Source organism: Providencia sp. PROV141, from assembly GCF_028481645.1.
In the GTDB taxonomy this organism is placed as follows: domain Bacteria; phylum Pseudomonadota; class Gammaproteobacteria; order Enterobacterales; family Enterobacteriaceae; genus Providencia; species Providencia rettgeri.
The window spans coordinates 34,518-55,700 of sequence record NZ_JAMPPR010000007.1; the positions used below are offsets into that span (position 1 = coordinate 34,518).

Consider the following 21,183-nt stretch of genomic DNA (forward strand, 5'->3'; position numbering starts at 1 on the left):
ATCATAACGCAATTTTGTTGCATAAAAATGCACTTTTACGGATAATACAACTTAGTTAAATGCAAAAGAATGGGTTAATTATGCGCACTCCGTCTAAACAAGAAGACTTGGTTAAGGCTTTTAAAGCCCTACTTAAAGAAGAAAAATTTAGCTCGCAAGCTGAGATCGTCACGGCTTTGCAAGAAGAAGGCTTCGAAAATATTAACCAATCAAAAATTTCCAGAATGCTAACTAAATTTGGTGCTGTTCGCACCCGTAATGCAAAAATGGAAATGGTATATTGCTTACCTACTGAGCCCGGTGTCCCTACCGCCACCAGCCCGCTCAAAAATTTGGTTTTAGATATAGACTATAACCCTTCTGTTGTCGTAATCAGAACGAGCCCAGGGGCTGCACAGCTTATTGCACGCTTGCTAGATTCATTAGGTAAAGCGGAAGGAATTTTAGGTAGTATTGCTGGTGATGATACAATCTTCTCAACGCCAGCAAACAATTTTACCACAAAAGAGCTATATGAAGCGATTTTAGCGTTGTTTGAACAAGAGCTCTAATCCATACTAATTTAAGCATCAGAAGAGGGAAATTCAATTTCCCTCTTCTTGTTTTTATCTATTTCTATTCGATTTTGAGACATCATTTTGCTATTTGATATTTTCCGTAACTTCATACACTACGGCTTTCATTTTCTAATGCCAATTGCCTTTGGTTACCTGTTTTGGCGAAAAAATTGGAAACTAGCCGCCCTGATTATGATTGCCACGATGGCTATCGACTTAGATCATCTGCTGGCTGATCCGATTTTCGACCCAGAGCGTTGTGGTATTGGATTCCACCCGCTTCATTCTTTTTGGGCTGCCGTTATCTATGTAGTGCTATTATTCATGCCATCATGGAAACTTAAAGCCATTGCCGTTGGTTGTTTATTCCACCTTTTTACTGATTCACTAGATTGTTATATGGGAAGCTTAAAAAAAGAAATGAATGCTCCAATTACATTGAGCTTAACAATACAACAATGCCCTACTTCCGTTTCCTCATGATAAAATGAGTGCGCTTTTGATTTATTACTGCAGGTATAATTCCAAAGAACGATAGTCATCTACCGCGACAATACTTAATGTTAATTAAACAATTTATTAACATTAAAAGGTTGCTGAATGATTCAAAAAACACTTTTAGCTATTGCATTGAGTAGCGCAATATCGAATTTCGCTTACAGCGCTCCCCCTGAACAACCGAATGTTTTAATCATTATTGCCGATGATATGGGCTACTCCGATATCAGCCCATTCGGAGGGGAAATTCCTACACCCAATTTGCAGACTATGGCCGAACAAGGTGTCAGGATGAGCCAGTATTATACTTCCCCAATGTCAGCACCCGCTCGTTCCATGTTGCTCACTGGCGCAACTAATCAACAAGCGGGGATTGGTGGAATGTGGTGGTATGAGAATACGGTTGGTGAGCCCGGCTATGAATTACGGCTTACTGACCGTGTTGTCACTTTGGCTGAGCGCTTCCAAGATGCAGGCTATAATACTTTGATGTCCGGTAAATGGCACTTAGGTTATAGCCATGGCTCGCGGCCAACAGATAGAGGATTCAACCAAGCCTTTGCCTTTATGGGCGGAGGGACTAGCCACTTTGATGATGCCGTCCCGCTAGGAACGGTCGAAAGTTTCCACACTTATTACACATTAAATGGTGAAAAAACACCGTTAACTGCAAACTTTTATTCCAGTGAAGCCTACGCAAAACAACTTGAAGAGTGGATAAAAGAAACCCCTAGTGACCAACCTATTTTTGCCTATTTGGCTTTTACTGCCCCTCATGACCCTCTGCAAGCGCCAGATGAGTGGATCCAACGTTTTGATGGCCAATATGATGAAGGCTATGGAAAAATTTATCAACAGCGCATCAATCGGTTAAAAGAAATCGGGATTATCACAGATAAAACCCCCATGCCTCATCTTGATTTAGACAAAGAATGGGAACAGCTAACACCTGAAGAAAAGCGTTATGCAGCTAAGACAATGCAAGTCTATGCGGCAATGATTGCCAATATGGACGAGCAAATTGGCAATGTACTCAATACATTAAAAGAAACTGGCCGAGATAAAAATACGATTATTATTTTTGCGACAGACAATGGGGCTAACCCAGCTCAAGGCTTTTATTACGAGGGCGATTCTGCATTTTGGCAGCAGTTTGATAATAGCTACGCAAACTTAGGACGTAAAAATTCCTTTGTCTCTGCGGGACCTCATTGGGCCAATGTCAGCAATGCACCCTATGCAAACTTCCACAAAACCACCAGCGCACAAGGTGGGATTAACACCGATTTAATCATCACAGGTCCCGGTATCAATAAAGCAGGAAGTATTGATAATACTCCGATGGCCGTTTATGACATCGCTCCAACTCTATATGAATTTGCGGGTATTGATCCTAATAAAAAGATTAAAGATATCACCCCTGTGCCTGTTCGAGGCGTTAGCTTTAAACAGCATTTTACTCAAAATATCCCAGTAAAAACGCGTTATTCATTTGCTATGGAATTACATAACCAAGCAGCCTTAGTTGAAGGTGACTGGAAACTACGACGCCTTGTCCCTACCTCGGCTAAAGCAAAAATGGCACCATGGGAGCTATTTAATTTAAAAAACGACCCGCTGGAAACGCAAAACCTTGCCGCACAGTACCCTGACATTCTTGAAAAACTTCGCCAGCAATATGAACAGTTTTCCAAAACAGGAATGGTTATTGAGGCTAAAGGGGAAGCGATTGATTATATTGGTTATAACGAAAAAACGGGCCATTACCTTGGTATTGACCCCGAAACACATAAGCGCATTGTGCCAGCACTAACTCAATCAGGGGAATAACATGAAAATTGCCTTTCATGATAACCCGCCGATATTTTCGCCGCCCACACGAGCGGCCGTTCCCTTTCATATTCTGCTTAAACCCGTTGGCGCTGGCTGTAATCTTAAATGTGATTATTGTTATTACCCGGAAGATCAGCTAGCGAGATCTAAACCTATGATAAAAGAGATGTTAGAACCTTTTATCCGTCACTATATCGCATCACAACCTGCCTACAGCAAAGAAATTAACTTTGTATGGCAAGGTGGAGAGCCCTTACTTGCAGGGTTAGATTTCTATAAAAAAGCCATTGCGTTGCAGCAAAAATATGCACCAAGTCAGGTCAAAATTTCCAATAGCTTACAAACTAATGCCACCTTGCTCACTCCTGCATGGTGCCGCTTCTTAAAACAGCATGATTTTATTGTTGGTGTCAGCTTAGATGGACCAAAAGAAATTCATGACCGTTATCGTTTAGATAAGAAAGGCCAACAAGGAAGTTATGAAGCCGTCCTAAAAGGTATTCGATTATTACAAGAGTTTGGCATTGAGTTTAATATTCTGACAGTTGTTCATGATGCGGTTGCCAACCAAGCCGTAACTATTTACGACCACTTCACTCAGTTAGGTGTGAAATTCATTCAATTTCAACCGTTAATGGCTGAAGGTAGTGCACTTGAGCATCATTTTACGTTGTCTGCTCATAATTGGGGGCAATTTTTGACAAATATTTATTCACGCTGGCAGTCCCAAAACCATGTTGGCCAAGTATTTGTGATGAATATTGAACAGGTATATAGCCAATATTTTACTTATGTAAGCCAAACTTGCGTCCATTCAGAGCGCTGTGGGACTAACTTAATCATGGAAACGCAAGGCGAAATATTTGCCTGTGATCACCAAATGAACGCCAGTCATTATTTGGGGCATTTTTCAGAACTAACACCATTTAGTGAACAGGTCTCCAACTCTATTTCTCTCCCTTTTGGGCAAAATAAAAGTACCCGCAGAGAATGCCAATCCTGCACTGTAAAGAGCGTTTGCCAAGGTGGCTGCCCTGCGCATATCAATTCAACAGGGAAAAATGCGCTATGTGATGGTTATTTTCGATTTTTTGATGCAGTGATGGCCCCACTACGAAAATACGAACGCAGTATGCGGGGTGTGCAACAATGGCGGCAGGCAATAATGTTTTAGTCTCTCAGTTAATAATAAAACCCCCTTCACCAATGAACGACTCTATAACGCTAGACGACTCATTGATGCTGGGGGTTTATTTTCTAAATGATTAAAAGGCCATTAATCATCTTGCTCTGTTTCTGATTTGGCTTTCAAACCTGCGAGTAATTTGCCATGAATGCCGCTGAAGCCACCGTTGCTCATCACCAAAATATGATCGCCCGGCTGTGCGGTTTCAATAATCATATTGGTGAATGCCTCAATATCGGCACTCCAACGCGCGGGTTGGACACATTTTTCAGCAATGTCTGTCACCATCCAAGGGATATTGGTAGGTTGGAACAGAAATACTTCATCTGCACGGCCTAGCGCAGGCGCAATATCGTTCTTATTGATACCCATTTTCATCGTATTCGAGCGAGGCTCGAGCACCGCAAGAATACGTGAAGTTCCGCCAACTTTGCTGCGAAGTGCTTCTAACGTTGCCAAAATAGCGGTTGGGTGATGTGCGAAGTCATCGTAAACACTGACACCATTTTCAACACCACGTAGCTCAAGGCGACGGCGTGCATTGATAAAACTATTCAAAGCGAGGCAAGCTTCTTTTACTGGAACGCCCACATGGTGAGCCGCTGCAATCGCCATCAATGCATTTTGGATATTGTGGTTACCCACTTGTGACCAAGTGACTTCTCCAACTTTTTCCTGCTGGTAGTACACAGCAAAGTGGCTGCCGTCGTGGCTGAGCTTCTCTGCTTGCCATCCGCCATGCTCCCCACCTACCAGTTCTTGTTCACTCCAGCAACCCATTCCAATCACTTGTTTTAAATGATTGTCGTTGTCAGGTGTGAAAATTTTGCCGCTGGCTGGCACAATACGGACAAGATGATGGAACTGTTTTTGAATCGCTTCGAGGTTTTCAAAGATATCCGCATGGTCGAATTCAAGGTTGTTCAATACCAAGGTTTTCGGGCTGTAATGCACAAATTTAGAACGCTTATCAAAGAATGCACAGTCATACTCATCCGCTTCGATAACAAAAAACGGGCTTTCACCTATCTTAGCGGAAACATCAAAATTCCCTGGAACACCGCCAATTAGAAAACCAGGCTTGTAACCACAGTCTTCTAAGATCCACGCAAGCATCCCCGCGGTGGTTGTTTTACCATGAGTTCCCGCAACAGCCAGTACCCAACGTTCAGGTAACACGTGGTCATGAAGCCACTGTGGGCCAGATGTATACGGTAAGCCTCTTTCTAACACAGCTTCGACACAAGGGTTACCACGCGTCATTGCATTACCAATCACTACCATATCCGGTATTGGGTCAAGCTGAGCCGGATCATACCCTTGAATGAGTTCAATTCCTTGATTTTCAAGCAATGTGCTCATCGGTGGGTACACGTTGGCATCCGAACCTGTCACTTTATGCCCTAAAGAACGGGCCAATATTGCTAGGCTTCCCATAAAGGTACCGCATATACCTAAAATATGTATGTGCATTCTTTTTCATCCAATTAGCATGAGGTTGGTCACTATTCTACCCATCAAAAACAGGTTTATAAATGCATTAACCTATTAATCTTTTTTTTATTTAGTTAAACTCTTCCCGCGCGAGGGTAAATGCCCCGCAAAACCTCTGTCAATTTTATTCAGGACCTTCGTCATGAAAACATTAGGCGAATTCATCGTCGAAAAGCAACAAGATTTTCCTCATGCAACAGGTGAGCTGACTTCTTTATTATCAGCTATCAAACTGGGCGCTAAAATTATCCATCGTGATATTAATAAAGCTGGACTTGTCGATATTCTTGGCACTAACGGTGTTTCGAATATTCAAGGTGAAGTTCAGATGAAGCTTGACCTGTATGCAAACGAAAAACTGAAAGCGGCTTTAAAAGCACGCGGAGAAGTCGCCGGTATCGCCTCTGAAGAAGAAGACGAAATTGTCATTTTCGAAGGAGACCGCGCAGAAAACGCAAAATATGTTGTTTTAATGGACCCACTTGATGGTTCTTCGAACATCGATGTAAACGTTTCCGTTGGAACAATTTTCTCCATTTACCATCGTATTACACCGATTGGTCAACCGGTTACAGAAGCCGATTTCCTGCAACCGGGTAATCGCCAAGTAGCTGCGGGCTACGTGGTTTATGGTTCATCAACGATGTTGGTTTACACCACTGGTGTTGGTGTACATGCGTTTACTTACGACCCATCATTGGGCGTTTTCTGCTTATCTCATGAAAAAGTGATGTTCCCATCAGAAGGGAAAATGTACTCCATCAACGAAGGAAACTATATCAAGTTCCCGATGGGTGTTAAAAAGTACATTAAATATTGCCAAGAAGAAGATAAAGCAACAAATCGCCCGTATACCACACGTTATATCGGTTCTTTGGTTGCAGACTTCCATCGTAACTTGCTCAAAGGGGGAATTTATATTTACCCAAGTACCGCAAGCCATCCAAATGGAAAACTGCGCCTTCTGTACGAATGCAACCCAATTGCATTTTTAGCAGAGCAAGCCGGTGGTAAAGCCAGTGACGGAGCAAACCGCATTTTAGATATCATGCCTAGCGAATTACACCAACGCGCACCGTTCTTTGTCGGAACTGAGTCGATGGTAGAGAAAGCAGAATCATTTATGCGTGAATTCCCTGACACGGAATAATCTAATTCATTAATTATAAGGCGGGGCTTCCCGCCTTTTTTGTTCCTTTTTTTCACCAACTAGTGAGTTTTACCCCTCTTTACGGCTATAATGTTCCCCACGCTATCTACCCGAGTATTTAATTTGTCTGAAGGCCGCCATAAATGTGATGCCCTCCAGCAAGTTAACAAGGGTAAATTCATTATTCACACAAAGGATACATTTAAATGGGCCTGAACAATGTACCGGCAGGTAAAGATCTGCCAGAAGATATCTATGTTATCATCGAAATTCCAGCGAACGCAGATCCTATCAAATATGAAGTTGATAAAGAGTCTGGTGCGCTGTTTGTAGACCGTTTCATGTCAACAGCGATGTTCTATCCATGCAACTATGGTTACATCAACAACACCCTGTCTCTAGATGGCGACCCAGTTGATGTATTAGTCCCAACGCCATACCCATTACAACCAGGCTCAGTCATTCGTTGCCGCCCTGTTGGCGTACTGAAAATGACTGACGAATCTGGTGAAGATGCAAAATTAGTTGCTGTTCCGCACACTAAATTAAGCAAAGAGTACGATCACATTAAAGATGTGAACGACCTGCCAGAATTACTGCGTGCTCAAATTACTCACTTCTTTGAACATTACAAAGACTTAGAAAAAGGTAAGTGGGTTAAAGTTGATGGTTGGGAAGATGCTGCGTCTGCAAAAGCAGAGATCATCGAATCTTTCGAACGCGCTGCAAAAAAATAATCTCCCTCTCGGAACATTATGAAAGCTCTGGTTAATACCAGAGCTTTTTTATGGGCCCTAACAAGCCAATTCGTTGATAAAAAACGCCAGCAATATTGCTGGCGTTTCATATTTTTACGACTCGATAGTGGCTATTGAGCCGTTATACTTCTTCATCACGTTTCAGCCAGTCGCCACTTTTTATTTGGCGTAGACCATCAACAGAATGTTTATACAGATAAATCCAAGCGTTGCCATACGGCGTTGGGATGAGCTCCCTCACATAGTCTTGAGAGTTTTTCTTTAGCTCATCTAACTCTGTCAAAATGGACGGGTTGATTCGATACACTTCGCACTCTATTGCCCCATCCCCTTTAACAACCGCGGGATAATATCCAAGATCATACAGTTCATAGCCTTCTAGCTTATGCTCGCCAAGTAGCTGAGCATAAGTCATCCAGTGATGATTTCCTTGCTTTTGTCTTAAGCTGCCATAAACAATTACACGCATAATCTAAAACTCAAATTGGTAGAGGAGATCCAATGCCTGATTAACACCAGACACAGCTTCTAAATACAGTTTTGGCATCAACCGATAACGTAAAGTTAACGTCGCCAATGAGTCAAAGATACCAACTCCATACTTCACTTGTAAATCATTAGTGATCTTACCACTTACAACGACTTGAGAACCATCCCCCACACCTTGGGTATCGACGGCTAAATCAGAGACTCCAAATGTCTCACCTATTTTACCCACGAGTTGCCCACTTTGTGCTACACCTAAGCCTATTAACATAGATGTCATTTGTGAACCATTTGCGTCTCCACTATCTAAGCCCTCTCCTCTTAATAAATAAGACAGTGCTTCTTGTTGTGTTTTCGCCGGTTCAGAGAATATTTCTACTTTCGGTTTATCCGCAAGCCCAGTGACCTTCACCCCAGCAATCACGCCATCTGCCGTGTTGTCTGGGTTACGAATAGCTTCTAAGTTTAAGAATGGTTGGTCCGCAGGCCCTGAGAATTGAATTTGGCCTTTACGGACAATCAAATCTTGCCCGTAAGCACGGAAACGACCGGCAGGAATATCCACTTGGCCATTAATGTGCAGACCATGGATATTCTGAACCACTTTCAATAAACCTGTCAGACGCGCTTTTAAGCCAAACGCATCTAATCGAACATCATTACCAATTTTAATATCCAAATTGGTCTGAATAGGGATAGATGGCGCTTTTTGTTCAATTGGCTGCAAGTTGCTATCTAACATCACCACATCCGATGATGGGCTTACCGCTGACTCAGGGAGTTCTTGAACAGTAATTCGTGCCCACGGAATATTGACGGTACCGTTTAGCGTGAGTACCGAAGGTGATGCATCAAATACAATGTCCGGTTGAACATCAATTTGGATCATCGGCGGTAAAGAAACTCGAAGGTTATTACCTCGTGCCATGACTTTTGCACGCCATGCATTAACATTGCGCCAATCTGCATCACCATCAATGTTCAGATAGCCTTCTGGCGTGTTTATCTGACCATTCATTACCGAGCTTGTGCCGTTGAAATTAATACCTAAATGACCGCTTTTGATATCAAACGGGATCATTGCCGATCTCACTTCTAAACTCGAAAGCGCTAAACTACCATTTAATAATGGGTTATTTGCTGACCCACCTAAACGTAAATTCGCACTCAAGCGCCCATTCGCCACTTCCTTCTGGCCCAGCAACGGCTTGATTAAATCTAATGTCACTGAATTGATTTCAACATTACCCGACAGTAAGCGACGTTTTTCAATATCAGAAATTTGAATATTGCCACGCATTTGGCCATTATTCGTCAGCCCAAACAACCAGTTAAGGTCTGCCTTGCCATTTTTCAATCCCGCGCTTAACGTTAAGGTATCAAAAGCAATAGGTAAACGAGTGCCATCCACAAACTGAACCGCTTTGACGTCATTTCCTCGCAAGTCCAACTTCACTTGCGGCATACTGCCATCCGCTTTCCAAATCGCATTAGCTTTACCCGTAAATACGCCGCTGACTCGAGTATCTTGTGGCATAAAGGGTTTGATCATCGCGAGGTCAAAACGTTCTAACACGATATCTGCGCTACCACTTTTACCTGCTTTAATCGGTTTTGGTACACACAAACGAGCATTCGGGTTGACCCAACAATGGCTGCCGATAGTCACTTCTTGTGTTTGGTTGGCATAATTGAGTGACATCGCTTGGTTTAGGCGCCATTCACCCACCACCGTATCAAATAAGGTATTGGTTAAATTCCCTTTCCACACTTCAGTCTGACGGTCAAAACTACCTGCTAATGCTAATTGCCCAGAAACCGGTTCACCCTTCATGTTCAACTTGAGCGAGTGCTGTTTTTCACTTCCTTTCGCATCCAAAGTTAAATTATTGACGACAAGATCACCTTGTTTCAACTGACGAAGAACAACAGATAAATCCCCTTTAATTTGCTCGCCTGTTGCTACATTTCCTTTGATAACAACATTCTCGATAGCAAGATCATCCTGCCACTTCACGCCGCGTGCAGTAAGGTCAACAAGGGCTTCTGGTGTCTGTAAATTACCACGTAATTTCACATCACCGGCAATCACCCCTCCTAAGCCGGGTAGCAAGCCATTGAGTGCTGGAGCATTAATTTTGGCATCAAGGTTCCATTTATCGGCAAGAGAGCCTTTTACATCAACATGGTTTTTACCCAGTGCCAAATTAAAGTCTGGGATATCCCATTGACCTGCTGCATTACCTTTGGCTTTACCGCGTGCTTTCAACAGGTTATTTTTAACATTGCCGTCTAAAACAATTTCCGGAATATCCAACTGCCAACTACCACCATATAAACTTCCGCGCGTGGCAATTTTACCTTCCACTTTAGCAGGCCATTCAGGGTACTGTTTGGCAGTATTAATACCTGAAAGGGTCAATACTGCATTCCAACTAATTGCCTTGCTCCAGTCCGCAACGCCAGTAATATCAGCATGACCTTGTAAAGCGACTAAACGTAAGCGAGTTAAATTAATTTGCTCTTCATTACCTTTCGCATCTAATAGCAAGGTCGAAGGTGGTAAATCCTGCCCAGTGATAGCTGAACGTACAGACATGTCATAAGCAGATGGGCGGCCGTTCAAGCGTATGCGTGTACCATCTAATTGATACTGCGCTTCTCCGACTAAAGGCCAAGTTAACTTATCGCTTTCTAGTGTGAGTAAAATCGGCAAGTCTGCTTGTGACAAATCTGTTTCTGCATCTAATTTTGCATTAATTGGCCCATGTAAGTTCAAGGCCAATTTTAGTTCATCAATCAAACCGCCTTTTAAGGAGAGATCTATTTTTTGCCCGTCTAAATCCTCTAAACGACTTTCACCCACGACTGATAATGAGACTGGCCATTTATCTTGCAAAGTTGCCGAGCCAGATAACGCAATATTCCCTTGCGGTGCATCGACTTTTAGCTGTTTAACGAGAACTTGTTGCCCTTCATTCGAAAGACTAAGGTGCAATTGGTTAATTTTGAGCTCAGTCGCCCCCGTTAACTGAAAATTCGAAGCATTAATTCCATCAACATTTAAATCAACAGGTAAAATAACTTCTGGTAATTCAGCGAGTAACGGTTTAGAAAATAGCGTTTTTAATTCGTCTGCCAATGATTTTTGTTCGTCGAGCGGCGTTGGGTCTGGCTGTTTCTCTTCAACGACGGCATCTGATTTGGTTTCAGGTAAATTAATCGCCAAATCAATGATGTCGGTTGGAATGATCGTGATCGCTTTCCCTTCCCACGTTACCCCTGTGGTAAATTTCGCTAAATCGATATCCATGCCATCCACATTGACGTGTGTTGAAACCAAAGCCAATTGATTCAAACGAATGGTCAAAGGTGCCTTGAGTTCAGTCAGTGGTTCAGATGGTGGCGTTTCTTCTGAAGGGGGGAATTGGGTGGTATCGACAGTAACAGTGACATTTTCCGTGCCTAAGTTGTCGATACATAGCTCACGACTGGTTAAACAACCTAGACGTACCGCTAAATTTAATTTCCCCGCATTAACATCGATGCCTGGCATTTGATATTTAACGCCACTTAGCGTTAAGTTACTAATATCACCATCAATTTTATCAATTGTTAATTCAGGAACAAAACGTGTCGCTGTATTTAATGCAAAGTGAAGACCTGATTGCGTTCCAATCACCCAACTGAGTGCGGCAACAACCAGAACGAGAATTAATAAAATGGAAAGACTAGTCCATTTTAGCCACTTCAACCACCTCATAGCTCAGTCCCCAAGCCGATATAAAACTGTATTTTGTTATTATCTGGATCGCCAATAGGTTTGGCTAAATCTAATTTTATTGGCCCAACCGGTGAGACCCAACGGATACCGACTCCCGCCCCCGTTTTAAAATCATTATTCTTAAAGTTATCAACAGCTTCACCGCTATCAATAAAGGTCGCGCCCCACCAATTTCCGGTAAAATTATATTGGTATTCCACAGAACCTACGGCCAATTTTGATGCCCCTGTCAGCTTACCTTTGCTATCTTCTGGAGAGATTTTTTGATACCCATATCCACGCACGCTACCATCACCACCCGCGAAGAAACGTAAGTCCGGTGGAACTTTATCGAAATCATTGGTTTCAATCCAACCGATATTTCCACGAACAATAAAGCGATGACCTTCCCATGGCGTTCTGATCCACACATTTTTAGCTTGTAGCACCGCAAAATCGATGTCTGAACCCCAAATTTTATTCGAGTAATCAATAGAGTAACGTTGGCTATCCCCCCATGTTGGCATCACACCACCACGTTGGCGAATTCGGCTCACATAGGCCCCGGGATACAGCAACATCGTCGTATTCGTCACGTTAGCTTGGGTAAAGTTACTCAGCATCCAACGCATATTCACACCATATTGCCAACCGGATGAATAATCCCAGTTACGAGACACATTCAAGGTTGTTGTATTCGCTTGCGTATCATTTAAATCTGTCCGTTTAAAGCCCCCTTGAACTGCATAATATTGCTCAAGTGGGTTCGCTTTTAGTGGAATTTTATAGCTTGCATCTATTAATTGTTCAGGTTGGGATAAACTAATACTCGACGTTAAACTTTGCCCACGAGAGTTAATCCAAGGCTTATTCCATGTCGCTTTAACTCGGGGACCTACATCTGTTGCATAACCCCCACCGAGCTCAATAAAATTTTTGGCTCTAGGCGTCATCACCGCTTCCATCGGTAATTCATAGGAGTTATCTTTTCGGGCACTCACGATACGCGGAGTCACAATCGCAGAAGAGAACCAACCTGTTTCGGCTAATCGGCGGTTAAATTCAGCAAGTTGCTCTGATGTGTAGTATTCCCCTTTTTTGAAAGGCGCAAGGTTGTTCAGATAATCTTCACGGATTTGTGAGCCTGAATAAGAAATGGCGCCAAACCGATAACGTTCGCCACTGTTAAAATCAAAATCCCAATAAGCCGCATGGTGGTCAAGAGAAATACCCAGTTGGCTTTTCTCCATCATTGCATCAAAATAACCTTTGCGAATGGCTAAACTGCTAAAGCGCCCTTTAAATTCTTCGTATTCACCATCATTTTGAACTGTATCAAGCTTTGGCGTATATTGTTTGAGCATCTTTTCATAGTCAGGGTCCGTTTTAGCGCCACCTTGTAATTCAACATTCACCCCTTTTAATAAAATAGGTTCCCCAGGAGTGACTTTGGCGGTTAAAACAGAACGAGCAGGGGGTGTTTTTTCTTCGTAGCTAAATTCAACCGTGGGTTGGTAATAGCCTAAAGGCTTTAAACCTTCTTTAATTGCTTTCTCAACACGGGCTCGAAAACGACCGTTTGGCACAACTTCATCTTGCGATATATTAGACAATTGTACGCGAACGTTTTGATTAAGTTGTCCTTCAAGGCCTTCAATATTAAGACGAAGATTAGCTGCGTGTACCACTGGCACTGCCGCAGTTAGGCAGAGAAAACAAATTAGAGGGTATTTCGACACGCCTACTCCTAAGGTGATTGTTCGATTGACTAAATACTTCATATCAATTTATTTTGAGTAAAATTCGCCATAGACACAAGTTTTTATCCCTATTTTTAGATTATTTGTGTGGTCACTATATATAGGAATCATTATGCCTTTTAATAAATTTCACTCTGCAAGTATTGCACAACCTCTGCCCGGCAGAGCAACTGCTATGACCTACTCACCATATCATGCGCTTAACCATCATTCGATTGAGATTATTCCTAAGAATATGGAAATTGCGTATTTTGCCATGGGCTGTTTTTGGGGAGTTGAACGATTATTTTGGCAGCAAGCTGGGGTTTATTCAACTTCTGCGGGGTATTGTGGTGGAGTGACCCTTAACCCAACCTACGAAGAAGTTTGCTCAGGACGAACTGGGCACGCGGAAGCAGTTCGGGTTGTTTTTGATCCGCAAGTTATCAGTTACTCCCAATTATTGACGTTATTTTGGGAAAACCATGACCCCGCACAAGGCATGCGCCAAGGGAACGATATGGGCAGCCAGTACCGTTCCGCTATTTATACCGTGTCAGACGAACAAGATAAGCAAGCGATGGACACACTGCAAGCTTACCAAAATGCAATGAAAGCGCAGCATGACACACGTGTAATCACGACCGAAATAGCGCCATTAGATACTTTCTATTTTGCCGAAGATTACCACCAGCAGTACTTATACAAAAACCCGAATGGATATTGCGGATTAGGCGGAATTGGTATCTGTTTGCCACCCTCATTAAACAACTAAATCAATAACCTAATACAGTGATTTCATCTTCCCAACCATTCAAGTTGCTTTTCAATATGACTTAAAGCAGCTTGAATGATGATGAATATCTAGGCAGATAAATCACCTCAGTGCTATACTAATGCAACATATCAACAATTTGCGCATATCGCGCAACATATATTTGCATACTCAATATATTTAAATACACGAGACTATGCCTTCAGAGATTTTTGAATTTTATGGATTCTCCCTTTGATTGGCTGGATAACTTATGCTCAACAGTTTATTAATTGTTCTATTATTATGTGCAATCAGCGCATTCTTTTCTTTGTCAGAAATTTCTCTGGCGGCTTCCCGCCGCATTAAACTTAAACTTATGGCCGATGAAGGCAACATTAATGCGGCTCGCGTGCTTAAATTACAAGAAATGCCGGGAATGTTTTTTACCGTCGTTCAAATTGGTTTAAATGCCGTTGCTATCCTTGCAGGTATTGTGGGAGAGTCTGCTTTTTCTCCGGCTTTGTACGATGTCTTTATTCAATTTTTATCGCCAAGCTGGGCTCAGCAAGTTTCATCAATACTGTCGTTCACCATTGTGACGAGCTTATTTATTTTAGTGGCAGATTTAACACCTAAACGTATCGGTATGGTAAAACCTGAAGCCATTGCGATTCGTATTGTGAATCCAATGCGCTTCTGTTTAGTGGTACTCAGCCCATTCGTCTGGTTTTTTAATGGCCTTGCGAACCTCTTTTTTAAATTATTCAAATTACCTACGTCACGTAATGAAGATATCACTTCTGATGATATTTTTGCGGTCGTTGAAGCGGGTGCTGTGGCGGGTGTGTTACGTAAACAAGAACACGAATTAATTGAGAATGTGTTTGAGCTGGAATCACGTACTGTGCCATCAGCCATGACCCCACGTGAGAGTATTATTTATTTTGACAAAGACGAGTCAGAAGACAGTATCAAACATAAAATTTCAACCCAACCCCATTCTAAGTTCTTGGTGTGTGCAGGGGATATCGATCATGTTATCGGTTATGTTGATTCAAAAGAATTACTTAATCGCGTGCTCAATGGGCAGAGCTTAAGTTTAAAAGATGGTGCTCACATTAGAAATACGCTAATGATCCCTGACACCCTCTCATTATCAGATACCTTAGAAGCATTTAAAACAAACGCCGTCGATTTTGCTGTTATTCTCAACGAATATGCATTAGTCATGGGTATAATTACCATCAATGATGTAATGATCACTTTAATGGGGGACTTAATTGGTCCAGGGCAAGAAGAGCAAATCGTGGTACGTGATGAGAATTCTTGGTTAGTTGAAGGTGGAACACCAATCGAAGATGTGATGCGCATTTTGGATATTGATGATTTCCCTGACTTTAGCAACTATGAAACCATCGCAGGGTTTATGATGTACCGGTTAAGAAGAATGCCAAAGCGGACAGACTATGTGAAATATGCGGGATACAAATTTGAAGTTGTCGATATTGATAATTACAAAATTGACCAATTACTCGTCACTCGTCTTACTACGGCGCCATCACCTGTCGTTGTACAGCCCGGAAAAAATACTATTGAAACGGCTGACGCAAAACAACAAACAAAAGATACTGAACATTAGTGCTTGATAGCGAAGCCGTTTCTTTCAATGCGCCACCCATGTGGCGCGTTGTTAACCAAAACCTTCTTGATTAACCTATCCCAGTTCTGCCTGTAATAATGAAACCTGTTTGTTGACCTCACTCATCACATTGTAATGGCGCTTATCACTAATTTTAGGTGGTAGAATTTTCCCATAGTTAAACTCAAATGCCCCAAAATCCTTAATATAGAGCCTGCCACGGAATAACGTTTTGACGTAAAGAGCAATCTTCGATGGGTTATAACGGTTAAAAATTTTCATTAGAACTTTGCCTCCCCTTTGTTCTTACGATATTCAATAACTCATACCGTACAATAATCATAGACCAGAAATTTTCACTTTGGTTCTAAAATTGCAGTTTTATTCAATTTACTGACATAACATGACACTGTAAAGTAACTGTTAAAACCCTATAAACATTGTTTTTATTCTGAATTTTAAAAAAATGTTAAATTACCTCTTGTAACTCATCCGATGAGCTATGCTATAAATAGCAGTAATCAGACAAACCGTTACGCTCACATGACAAAATAATCAATCAAGGGGCTGTTATGATAAGAAATTATTTACTTTTAATATGCTTGATCGGGGCATCAGCAATAGCTTCTGCTGCAAATATTCAATTAAACCAATCTGTTCCTACCATTTCTGTCACCGACAAAGGTGAGCTTGTCATGAATAATGAAGGGAAGTTGGATTATCAACCGTGGAAAAGCCAACAGCTCGTTGGAAAAGTACGGACAATTCAACATATTGCTGGCCGTTCTTCCGCAAAAGAGCTTAATGCTCCTTTAGTTGAAGCCATCAAACAAGCCAAATTCCCGCATGATACCTATCAAACAACAACAATCATTAATACTGATGATGCAATGTTCGGTACGGGTGTATTTGTTAAAAATAGTGTTGAAGATAGCAAAAAAGAGTTCCCTTATTCACAATTTATTGTTGATAGCGAGGGTGCGGTGAAGAATGCATGGGGCTTGAAACCAGAAAGCTCAGCAATTATCGTATTGGATAATCAAGGGAAGGTGTTATTTTTCAAAGATGGTGAATTAAATCCCCAAGAAATTCAAAAAGTCATTAGTTTGTTAACCTCATCACTAAATCAATAAGGTGAAACTTTTACTATTATGTAGTGTGCGTAATTTCGCACACTACACCTACAATTCAACCTATCTCCCTAGCGTCAAAAATAGTGAGTTATGCTAAAATACCCTTATATTAAATATGCATAATTATGATTATTATTTTTATAAATAAGCATGACTAATGTGCTCATTATCACGTTTTAATTTCATTCCAATAGACTTGGGCACAAAATCCACCATTAGTGCCATGAGTAAAAATAACCTGCAAATGATGCAATTGTGCAATTCGCTTAACAATAGAGAGCCCTAAACCACTCCCTGTCTTTTCTTGCCCTGGTGGACGATAAAAACGCTCACCTAGCCGCTGTAAAACTTCAGGTGTCACACCATTACCATCATCTTGAATTTCAAGGTGATCAGCATACAAAATGATCTCCACTCGCCCAGCGATTTTTCCATAACGTATTGCATTATTGAGTAAATTTCTCAGCAATGCATTGAGTAATAATGGCTGACCTTGAAAATCAGGGGGACGACTTATTAAGGTGTTTATTATGGTTGTTTGCTGCTCTTGAGCCTCGTGATCCACATCTTTTATCGCCGTTTCAATTAACACAGGCCAAGATACCACTGTAATATCATCAAGTTGTGTGGATGACTCCAGTCGAGATAACATGAGTAGTTGGTCAACAAGCCGTGTTGCCCTATCAATACCTTCCGATAAGTTAGCCACTGCATGATTACGGATATCTGTATTATTTCCTGCAATTTGTACCACTTCCGCCTGCACTCTTAACGCTGCGAGTGGGCTGCGTAGCTCATGAGCGGCATCCGATGTAAATTGTCGCTCACGGGCAAACATGTCATTAATACGGCCAAATAGCCCATTCATGGAGTCAATAATGGGCCTTACTTCGCTGGGAATACGCGTTACTTGTACTGGGGTTAACTCATCTGGCTTTCGCTGATATAACTGCTTTGCTACATCCTTCAATGGACGTAAAGCACGTGTGAGCAGCCATAAAAATAGCAATAACATAATTGGCAATGCCATCAACCAAGGCATAAATTGTGCAACCATAATATCGGTCGCCATTTCTTGTCGGTACTCCCACTCTTGCCCTACTGCGATAACATATTGACCATCTTGAGATTTTAACCACACAAAACGCCAAGGGTCGTCACTTCCTTGGAGCATCCCATCGGTAAACCCTTCTCGCTTAAATTGATAGACAATATCTCTACCGTTATCACCGTCGTTTAATACCATTTCGCCATCCGGTGAAAAAATAGCAAATGCCAATGCATCATCATCTTGATGACCACGGTTCTTTCGCAATAATTTTTTGGTTTTAGTCAGTGAAGGCCGGCTCAGCTCAAAGTCTGATGGTAAAACAGATAATCGTTTGGCAAACGCCATTTGCTGGGTATCAAATAATTCATTAATCGTTTTATAGCTTTGGTACCACGCTAATGAACTAGCGATCCCCCATGTCAGCAAAGCTAACAATAGCAGCATTAAAGTGAGTTTCAGCCTGAGACTAAATGTCTTCATCATTTATCATCACCTAATCGATAGCCAACACCATGAATGGTTCGAATAAACTTATTACCTAATTTACGCCTTAAATGGTGGATATGTACCTCAACAGAGTTGCTAGAGACTTCTTCATCCCAATTATACAATTTCTCTTCAATTAAAGGACGAGAAAAGACTTTATTTGGGTTATGCATAAATAAAGACAATAAGGCAAACTCCTTACCTTTTAGCTGTACAGGTTCACCTTGCAGTGTCACCGTCATTGCAACCGGATCCATTTCAACATCACCATGCGTAAGTTTGGAGGATAATTGCCCACTTCGACGACGGATTAACGCCTGCAAACGCGCCATGACTTCCATTAAAGCGAATGGTTTACAAAGATAATCATCAGCCCCTTGTTGCAGCCCTTGAACACGTTGATCCAGAGCATCTCGTGCTGTCAAAATCAAAACCGGCTCATCACGCCCCTCCTTGCGCCAATGTTTCAAGATATCCATACCATCAATATTTGGTAATGAAAGGTCGAGTACAACAGCATCATAGGGTGCATCAAATAAAGCGAGTTGCCCTTGTTTACCATCCATAAACCAATCAACCGTAAACCCTAGCTGTGTTAATCCTACTTTTAAACCATCACCAATTAGCCGGTCATCTTCAATTAATAGAATACGCATAATATCCTCCACCTCAGAATATTATTATATTTATCCCATCAGTCTTGAGATGACTAGCTATAATTAACAAAATTAAAAATATAATTCGTTAATCATGTTTCTTAAGATCCTGTTAAGATTTACTTGGTTTAATACCCTCCATACAAACAAGTTCATGTCCATTTGGAGATACTGATGATGAAAAAATTACCTGTAATCGCTTTAGTTGCTGCACTCGCAAGTGCTCCTGTTTTCGCTGCAAATGGCGGATTTGATGGCCCAGGCGCTGCCACAAATACAACGACCCAAACGACTCAAACGGGTGGTTTCATCGGCCCAAATAGTGGGGAAATGACGGTCGCAAAAGCACTTGATATGTCAGATGATAGCTGGGTTATTTTACGTGGTAATATCGTTAAACAACTCGACAATAAACATTATGAGTTCACTGATGGTACTGGCACCATTAATTTAGAAATCAGTGAAAAGCGTTGGAACGGTATCAACGTAACGCCAAAAGACAAAGTTGAAATTCGCGGTAAAATTGATAAAGACTGGAATTCAAGAGAAGTCGAAGTTAAACAAATCCAAATCATTAAATAATTCACAATTTTTAAAATGGGATCTGCTTTAAAGTAGGTCCCATCTAAATCCTATTTCATACAGAAATTAACAGTGCTAAATTAACAAAATCATTTTTGCTTACTAAGGCTGCTTAATGACTGTAAAACTTCCTAACATACGTAATATTAGCGAAAAATTACTTTCAGATAATTGGTATGTTTTAAAAAAATACACCTATGAATTACAACGACAAGACGGCAGTTGGCAACAACAAGAACGTGAAGTCTATGATAGAGGCAATGGTGCCGTTATTTTGTTATATAACAAAATAAAGAACAGCATTATTTTAATTCGTCAATTTCGTATGCCAGTCTATGTTAATGGCTACTCTGATTTTCTGATTGAGGCCGCCGCTGGCTTACTCGAAAACGCTTCACCAGAAGCGCGAATTATTGCTGAAGCCGAAGAAGAAACCGGTTTTAAAGTCGATAAAATTCAAAAAGTTTTTGAAGCCTTTATGAGCCCAGGCTCCGTCACCGAAAAGCTCCACTTTTACATCGCCGAATACAGTGATAATAATCGTCAAAACGCAGGCGGTGGGCTTAAAGAAGAAGGCGAAGATATTGAAGTTTTAGAGTGGCCTTTCTCTAAAGCCATTGATGCGATTAAAACGGGAGAAATTGTTGATGGTAAAACCATCATGTTGATCCAATACCTCGCCCTAAACACGATTCTTAAAAGTTAAACTCTCTTATAGAGCTCATGATGATAAAATAAAATCATCGTGAGCTTTCCTGTTTTCTTATCAGTCATTAAATGAATAGCGAAAATAAAAATAAATCATAAAAAGATAATCAACTTTTATTATTTTGCTATTTAATTAAAAATTAAAACCATAAAACGAAGATAAAACATATTTCGCTTTGACCTATTCACTAAAAAACCTTAAATTTAAATAATATTAATTTTATATATCATCATTTTAAGAGTCTTATTTTTGCATCCAATGAATATCAAATAATTGTTATACATTACAATCAGTGATTAAGGAGCTAAATAAAATGATACGCTGCGTTCGTATGTGGACAGGAGAAGATGGAAATTCTCTATTTGAAGAAGGCACTCTTGAGCTCAATAATCTCACAGGAGGGGATAGCCAAACCTCCGCCATCGCAGCCAGTGAACTGACCTTCCGTGAAACAGTTTCCGGCGGTTCTTTTGATTGGCATCAAGACCCTGTTCCTCGTTATGTCATTACCCTTTCCGGCACTTTAGAATTCGAAACTAAAGATGGTTCTAAATTTATCATCAATCCTGGTGATATCTTACTTGCGCAAGATAATACAGGAACTGGCCATAAATGGCGGCTTATTGGTGATGAGCCATGGCGTCGTGCTTATGTGGTCTATCAAGAAGGCACCAACCTTAGCTTTACTCCAACAAAAAAATAGAGG

General features: G+C 41.3%; 19 protein-coding genes. 12 read left to right on the top strand and 7 right to left on the bottom strand.

Translation table 11 applies throughout. The features are described 5' to 3' along the window. The first annotated feature begins 80 nt into the window (after positions 1-80). The 4 genes from argR (at position 81) to PSF09_RS05825 (ending at position 4,062) form a co-directional block, all read left to right on the top strand. Positions 81-551 carry a transcriptional regulator ArgR gene (gene argR / locus PSF09_RS05810; RefSeq protein WP_004907450.1) on the top strand — a complete coding sequence of 157 codons (471 nt, stop codon included), beginning with the start codon at positions 81-83 and terminating at the stop codon, positions 549-551. An 87-nt stretch (positions 552-638) separates the two neighbouring features. Next, positions 639-1,040: a DUF6122 family protein gene (locus tag PSF09_RS05815; RefSeq protein ID WP_272664542.1), complete on the top strand. Its 402-nt coding sequence runs from the start codon at positions 639-641 to the stop codon at positions 1,038-1,040. 120 nt (positions 1,041-1,160) lie between these two features. Continuing rightward, on the top strand, positions 1,161-2,885 hold the full coding sequence (locus PSF09_RS05820) for an arylsulfatase (RefSeq protein WP_272683634.1): 1,725 nt from the start codon (positions 1,161-1,163) through the stop codon (positions 2,883-2,885). 1 nt (position 2,886) lies between these two features. Continuing rightward, complete coding sequence (locus PSF09_RS05825; RefSeq protein ID WP_272664543.1) at positions 2,887-4,062, top strand: anaerobic sulfatase maturase; 1,176 nt, start codon at positions 2,887-2,889, stop codon at positions 4,060-4,062. Positions 4,063-4,164: 102 nt separating this feature from the next. On the opposite strand, the gene mpl is transcribed toward PSF09_RS05825, so the two are convergent. Next, positions 4,165-5,547, bottom strand: coding sequence for a UDP-N-acetylmuramate:L-alanyl-gamma-D-glutamyl-meso-diaminopimelate ligase (gene mpl / locus PSF09_RS05830; RefSeq protein WP_272683617.1), 1,383 nt, complete (start codon positions 5,545-5,547; stop codon positions 4,165-4,167). A 163-nt stretch (positions 5,548-5,710) separates the two neighbouring features. On the opposite strand from mpl, the gene fbp reads away from it, so the two are divergent. Both fbp and ppa read left to right on the top strand, forming a co-directional pair. Continuing rightward, on the top strand, positions 5,711-6,718 hold the full coding sequence (fbp, locus tag PSF09_RS05835) for a class 1 fructose-bisphosphatase (protein WP_004907443.1): 1,008 nt from the start codon (positions 5,711-5,713) through the stop codon (positions 6,716-6,718). Positions 6,719-6,924: 206 nt separating this feature from the next. Beyond that, positions 6,925-7,455, top strand: coding sequence for an inorganic diphosphatase (gene ppa / locus PSF09_RS05840; protein ID WP_004905951.1), 531 nt, complete (start codon positions 6,925-6,927; stop codon positions 7,453-7,455). 142 nt (positions 7,456-7,597) lie between these two features. On the opposite strand, the gene PSF09_RS05845 is transcribed toward ppa, so the two are convergent. Genes PSF09_RS05845 through tamA form a run of 3 tightly spaced genes read right to left on the bottom strand, consistent with a single transcriptional unit; the run spans position 7,598 to position 13,464 of the window. Continuing rightward, positions 7,598-7,945 (bottom strand): gamma-glutamylcyclotransferase family protein, encoded by a 348-nt coding sequence (locus PSF09_RS05845; RefSeq protein ID WP_004907442.1) that lies wholly within the window; start codon positions 7,943-7,945, stop codon positions 7,598-7,600. 3 nt (positions 7,946-7,948) lie between these two features. Next, a complete protein-coding gene (gene tamB, locus PSF09_RS05850; RefSeq protein ID WP_210838035.1) occupies positions 7,949-11,725 on the bottom strand; it encodes an autotransporter assembly complex protein TamB in 3,777 nt (1,258 codons plus the stop codon). Then, on the bottom strand, positions 11,722-13,464 hold the full coding sequence (gene tamA / locus PSF09_RS05855) for an autotransporter assembly complex protein TamA (protein WP_210838037.1): 1,743 nt from the start codon (positions 13,462-13,464) through the stop codon (positions 11,722-11,724). Before tamA ends, tamB begins: the two co-directional genes overlap by 4 nt. A gap of 133 nt (positions 13,465-13,597) precedes the next feature. Here tamA and msrA point away from each other — a divergent pair, with 133 nt between their 5' ends. Both msrA and PSF09_RS05865 read left to right on the top strand, forming a co-directional pair. Next, a complete protein-coding gene (msrA, locus tag PSF09_RS05860; RefSeq protein ID WP_210838039.1) occupies positions 13,598-14,239 on the top strand; it encodes a peptide-methionine (S)-S-oxide reductase MsrA in 642 nt (213 codons plus the stop codon). A gap of 253 nt (positions 14,240-14,492) precedes the next feature. Continuing rightward, positions 14,493-15,860, top strand: coding sequence for a hemolysin family protein (locus tag PSF09_RS05865; RefSeq protein WP_210838041.1), 1,368 nt, complete (start codon positions 14,493-14,495; stop codon positions 15,858-15,860). A 75-nt stretch (positions 15,861-15,935) separates the two neighbouring features. Here PSF09_RS05865 and PSF09_RS05870 read toward each other — a convergent pair whose 3' ends face one another. Next, a complete protein-coding gene (locus PSF09_RS05870) occupies positions 15,936-16,142 on the bottom strand; it encodes a DUF1107 domain-containing protein (RefSeq protein WP_004905964.1) in 207 nt (68 codons plus the stop codon). A 290-nt stretch (positions 16,143-16,432) separates the two neighbouring features. Between PSF09_RS05870 and PSF09_RS05875 the strand changes: the two genes are divergently transcribed. Continuing rightward, positions 16,433-16,993, top strand: coding sequence for a YtfJ family protein (locus PSF09_RS05875; RefSeq protein ID WP_210838044.1), 561 nt, complete (start codon positions 16,433-16,435; stop codon positions 16,991-16,993). 169 nt (positions 16,994-17,162) lie between these two features. Here PSF09_RS05875 and qseC read toward each other — a convergent pair whose 3' ends face one another. Beyond that, entirely contained in the window at positions 17,163-18,524 is a 1,362-nt protein-coding gene (gene qseC, locus PSF09_RS05880; RefSeq protein ID WP_272664569.1) for a quorum sensing histidine kinase QseC, read from the bottom strand. Continuing rightward, positions 18,524-19,186, bottom strand: coding sequence for a quorum sensing response regulator transcription factor QseB (gene qseB, locus PSF09_RS05885; protein WP_272664548.1), 663 nt, complete (start codon positions 19,184-19,186; stop codon positions 18,524-18,526). The genes qseC and qseB overlap by 1 nt, the downstream gene beginning before the upstream one ends. A 177-nt stretch (positions 19,187-19,363) precedes the next feature. Here qseB and PSF09_RS05890 point away from each other — a divergent pair, with 177 nt between their 5' ends. The 3 genes from PSF09_RS05890 to PSF09_RS05900 all read left to right on the top strand — a co-directional run bounded on the left by PSF09_RS05890 (position 19,364) and on the right by PSF09_RS05900 (position 21,180). Next, the gene (locus PSF09_RS05890) at positions 19,364-19,768 is read left to right on the top strand and encodes a YgiW/YdeI family stress tolerance OB fold protein (protein WP_115168329.1); all 405 of its coding nucleotides are present in this window, start codon (positions 19,364-19,366) and stop codon (positions 19,766-19,768) included. A 115-nt stretch (positions 19,769-19,883) separates the two neighbouring features. Beyond that, on the top strand, positions 19,884-20,474 hold the full coding sequence (gene nudK, locus PSF09_RS05895; RefSeq protein WP_210838048.1) for a GDP-mannose pyrophosphatase NudK: 591 nt from the start codon (positions 19,884-19,886) through the stop codon (positions 20,472-20,474). A gap of 316 nt (positions 20,475-20,790) precedes the next feature. Then, entirely contained in the window at positions 20,791-21,180 is a 390-nt protein-coding gene (locus PSF09_RS05900) for a cupin domain-containing protein (RefSeq protein ID WP_272664549.1), read from the top strand. Positions 21,181-21,183: the final 3 nt, after the last annotated feature.

Bases quoted from the DNA above. Each gene is read 5' to 3' on its own strand.
- argR (WP_004907450.1), top strand. From the start codon at position 81: ATGCGCACTCCGTCTAAACAAGAAGACTTGGTTAAGGCTTTTAAAGCC.
- PSF09_RS05825 (WP_272664543.1), top strand. From the start codon at position 2,887: ATGAAAATTGCCTTTCATGATAACCCGCCGATATTTTCGCCGCCCACA.
- mpl (WP_272683617.1), bottom strand. From the start codon at position 5,547: ATGCACATACATATTTTAGGTATATGCGGTACCTTTATGGGAAGCCTA.
- fbp (WP_004907443.1), top strand. From the start codon at position 5,711: ATGAAAACATTAGGCGAATTCATCGTCGAAAAGCAACAAGATTTTCCT.
- ppa (WP_004905951.1), top strand. From the start codon at position 6,925: ATGGGCCTGAACAATGTACCGGCAGGTAAAGATCTGCCAGAAGATATC.
- PSF09_RS05845 (WP_004907442.1), bottom strand. From the start codon at position 7,945: ATGCGTGTAATTGTTTATGGCAGCTTAAGACAAAAGCAAGGAAATCAT.
- tamB (WP_210838035.1), bottom strand. From the start codon at position 11,725: ATGAGGTGGTTGAAGTGGCTAAAATGGACTAGTCTTTCCATTTTATTA.
- msrA (WP_210838039.1), top strand. From the start codon at position 13,598: ATGCCTTTTAATAAATTTCACTCTGCAAGTATTGCACAACCTCTGCCC.
- PSF09_RS05865 (WP_210838041.1), top strand. From the start codon at position 14,493: ATGCTCAACAGTTTATTAATTGTTCTATTATTATGTGCAATCAGCGCA.
- PSF09_RS05870 (WP_004905964.1), bottom strand. From the start codon at position 16,142: ATGAAAATTTTTAACCGTTATAACCCATCGAAGATTGCTCTTTACGTC.
- PSF09_RS05875 (WP_210838044.1), top strand. From the start codon at position 16,433: ATGATAAGAAATTATTTACTTTTAATATGCTTGATCGGGGCATCAGCA.
- qseC (WP_272664569.1), bottom strand. From the start codon at position 18,524: ATGAAGACATTTAGTCTCAGGCTGAAACTCACTTTAATGCTGCTATTG.
- qseB (WP_272664548.1), bottom strand. From the start codon at position 19,186: ATGCGTATTCTATTAATTGAAGATGACCGGCTAATTGGTGATGGTTTA.
- PSF09_RS05890 (WP_115168329.1), top strand. From the start codon at position 19,364: ATGAAAAAATTACCTGTAATCGCTTTAGTTGCTGCACTCGCAAGTGCT.
- nudK (WP_210838048.1), top strand. From the start codon at position 19,884: ATGACTGTAAAACTTCCTAACATACGTAATATTAGCGAAAAATTACTT.
- PSF09_RS05900 (WP_272664549.1), top strand. From the start codon at position 20,791: ATGATACGCTGCGTTCGTATGTGGACAGGAGAAGATGGAAATTCTCTA.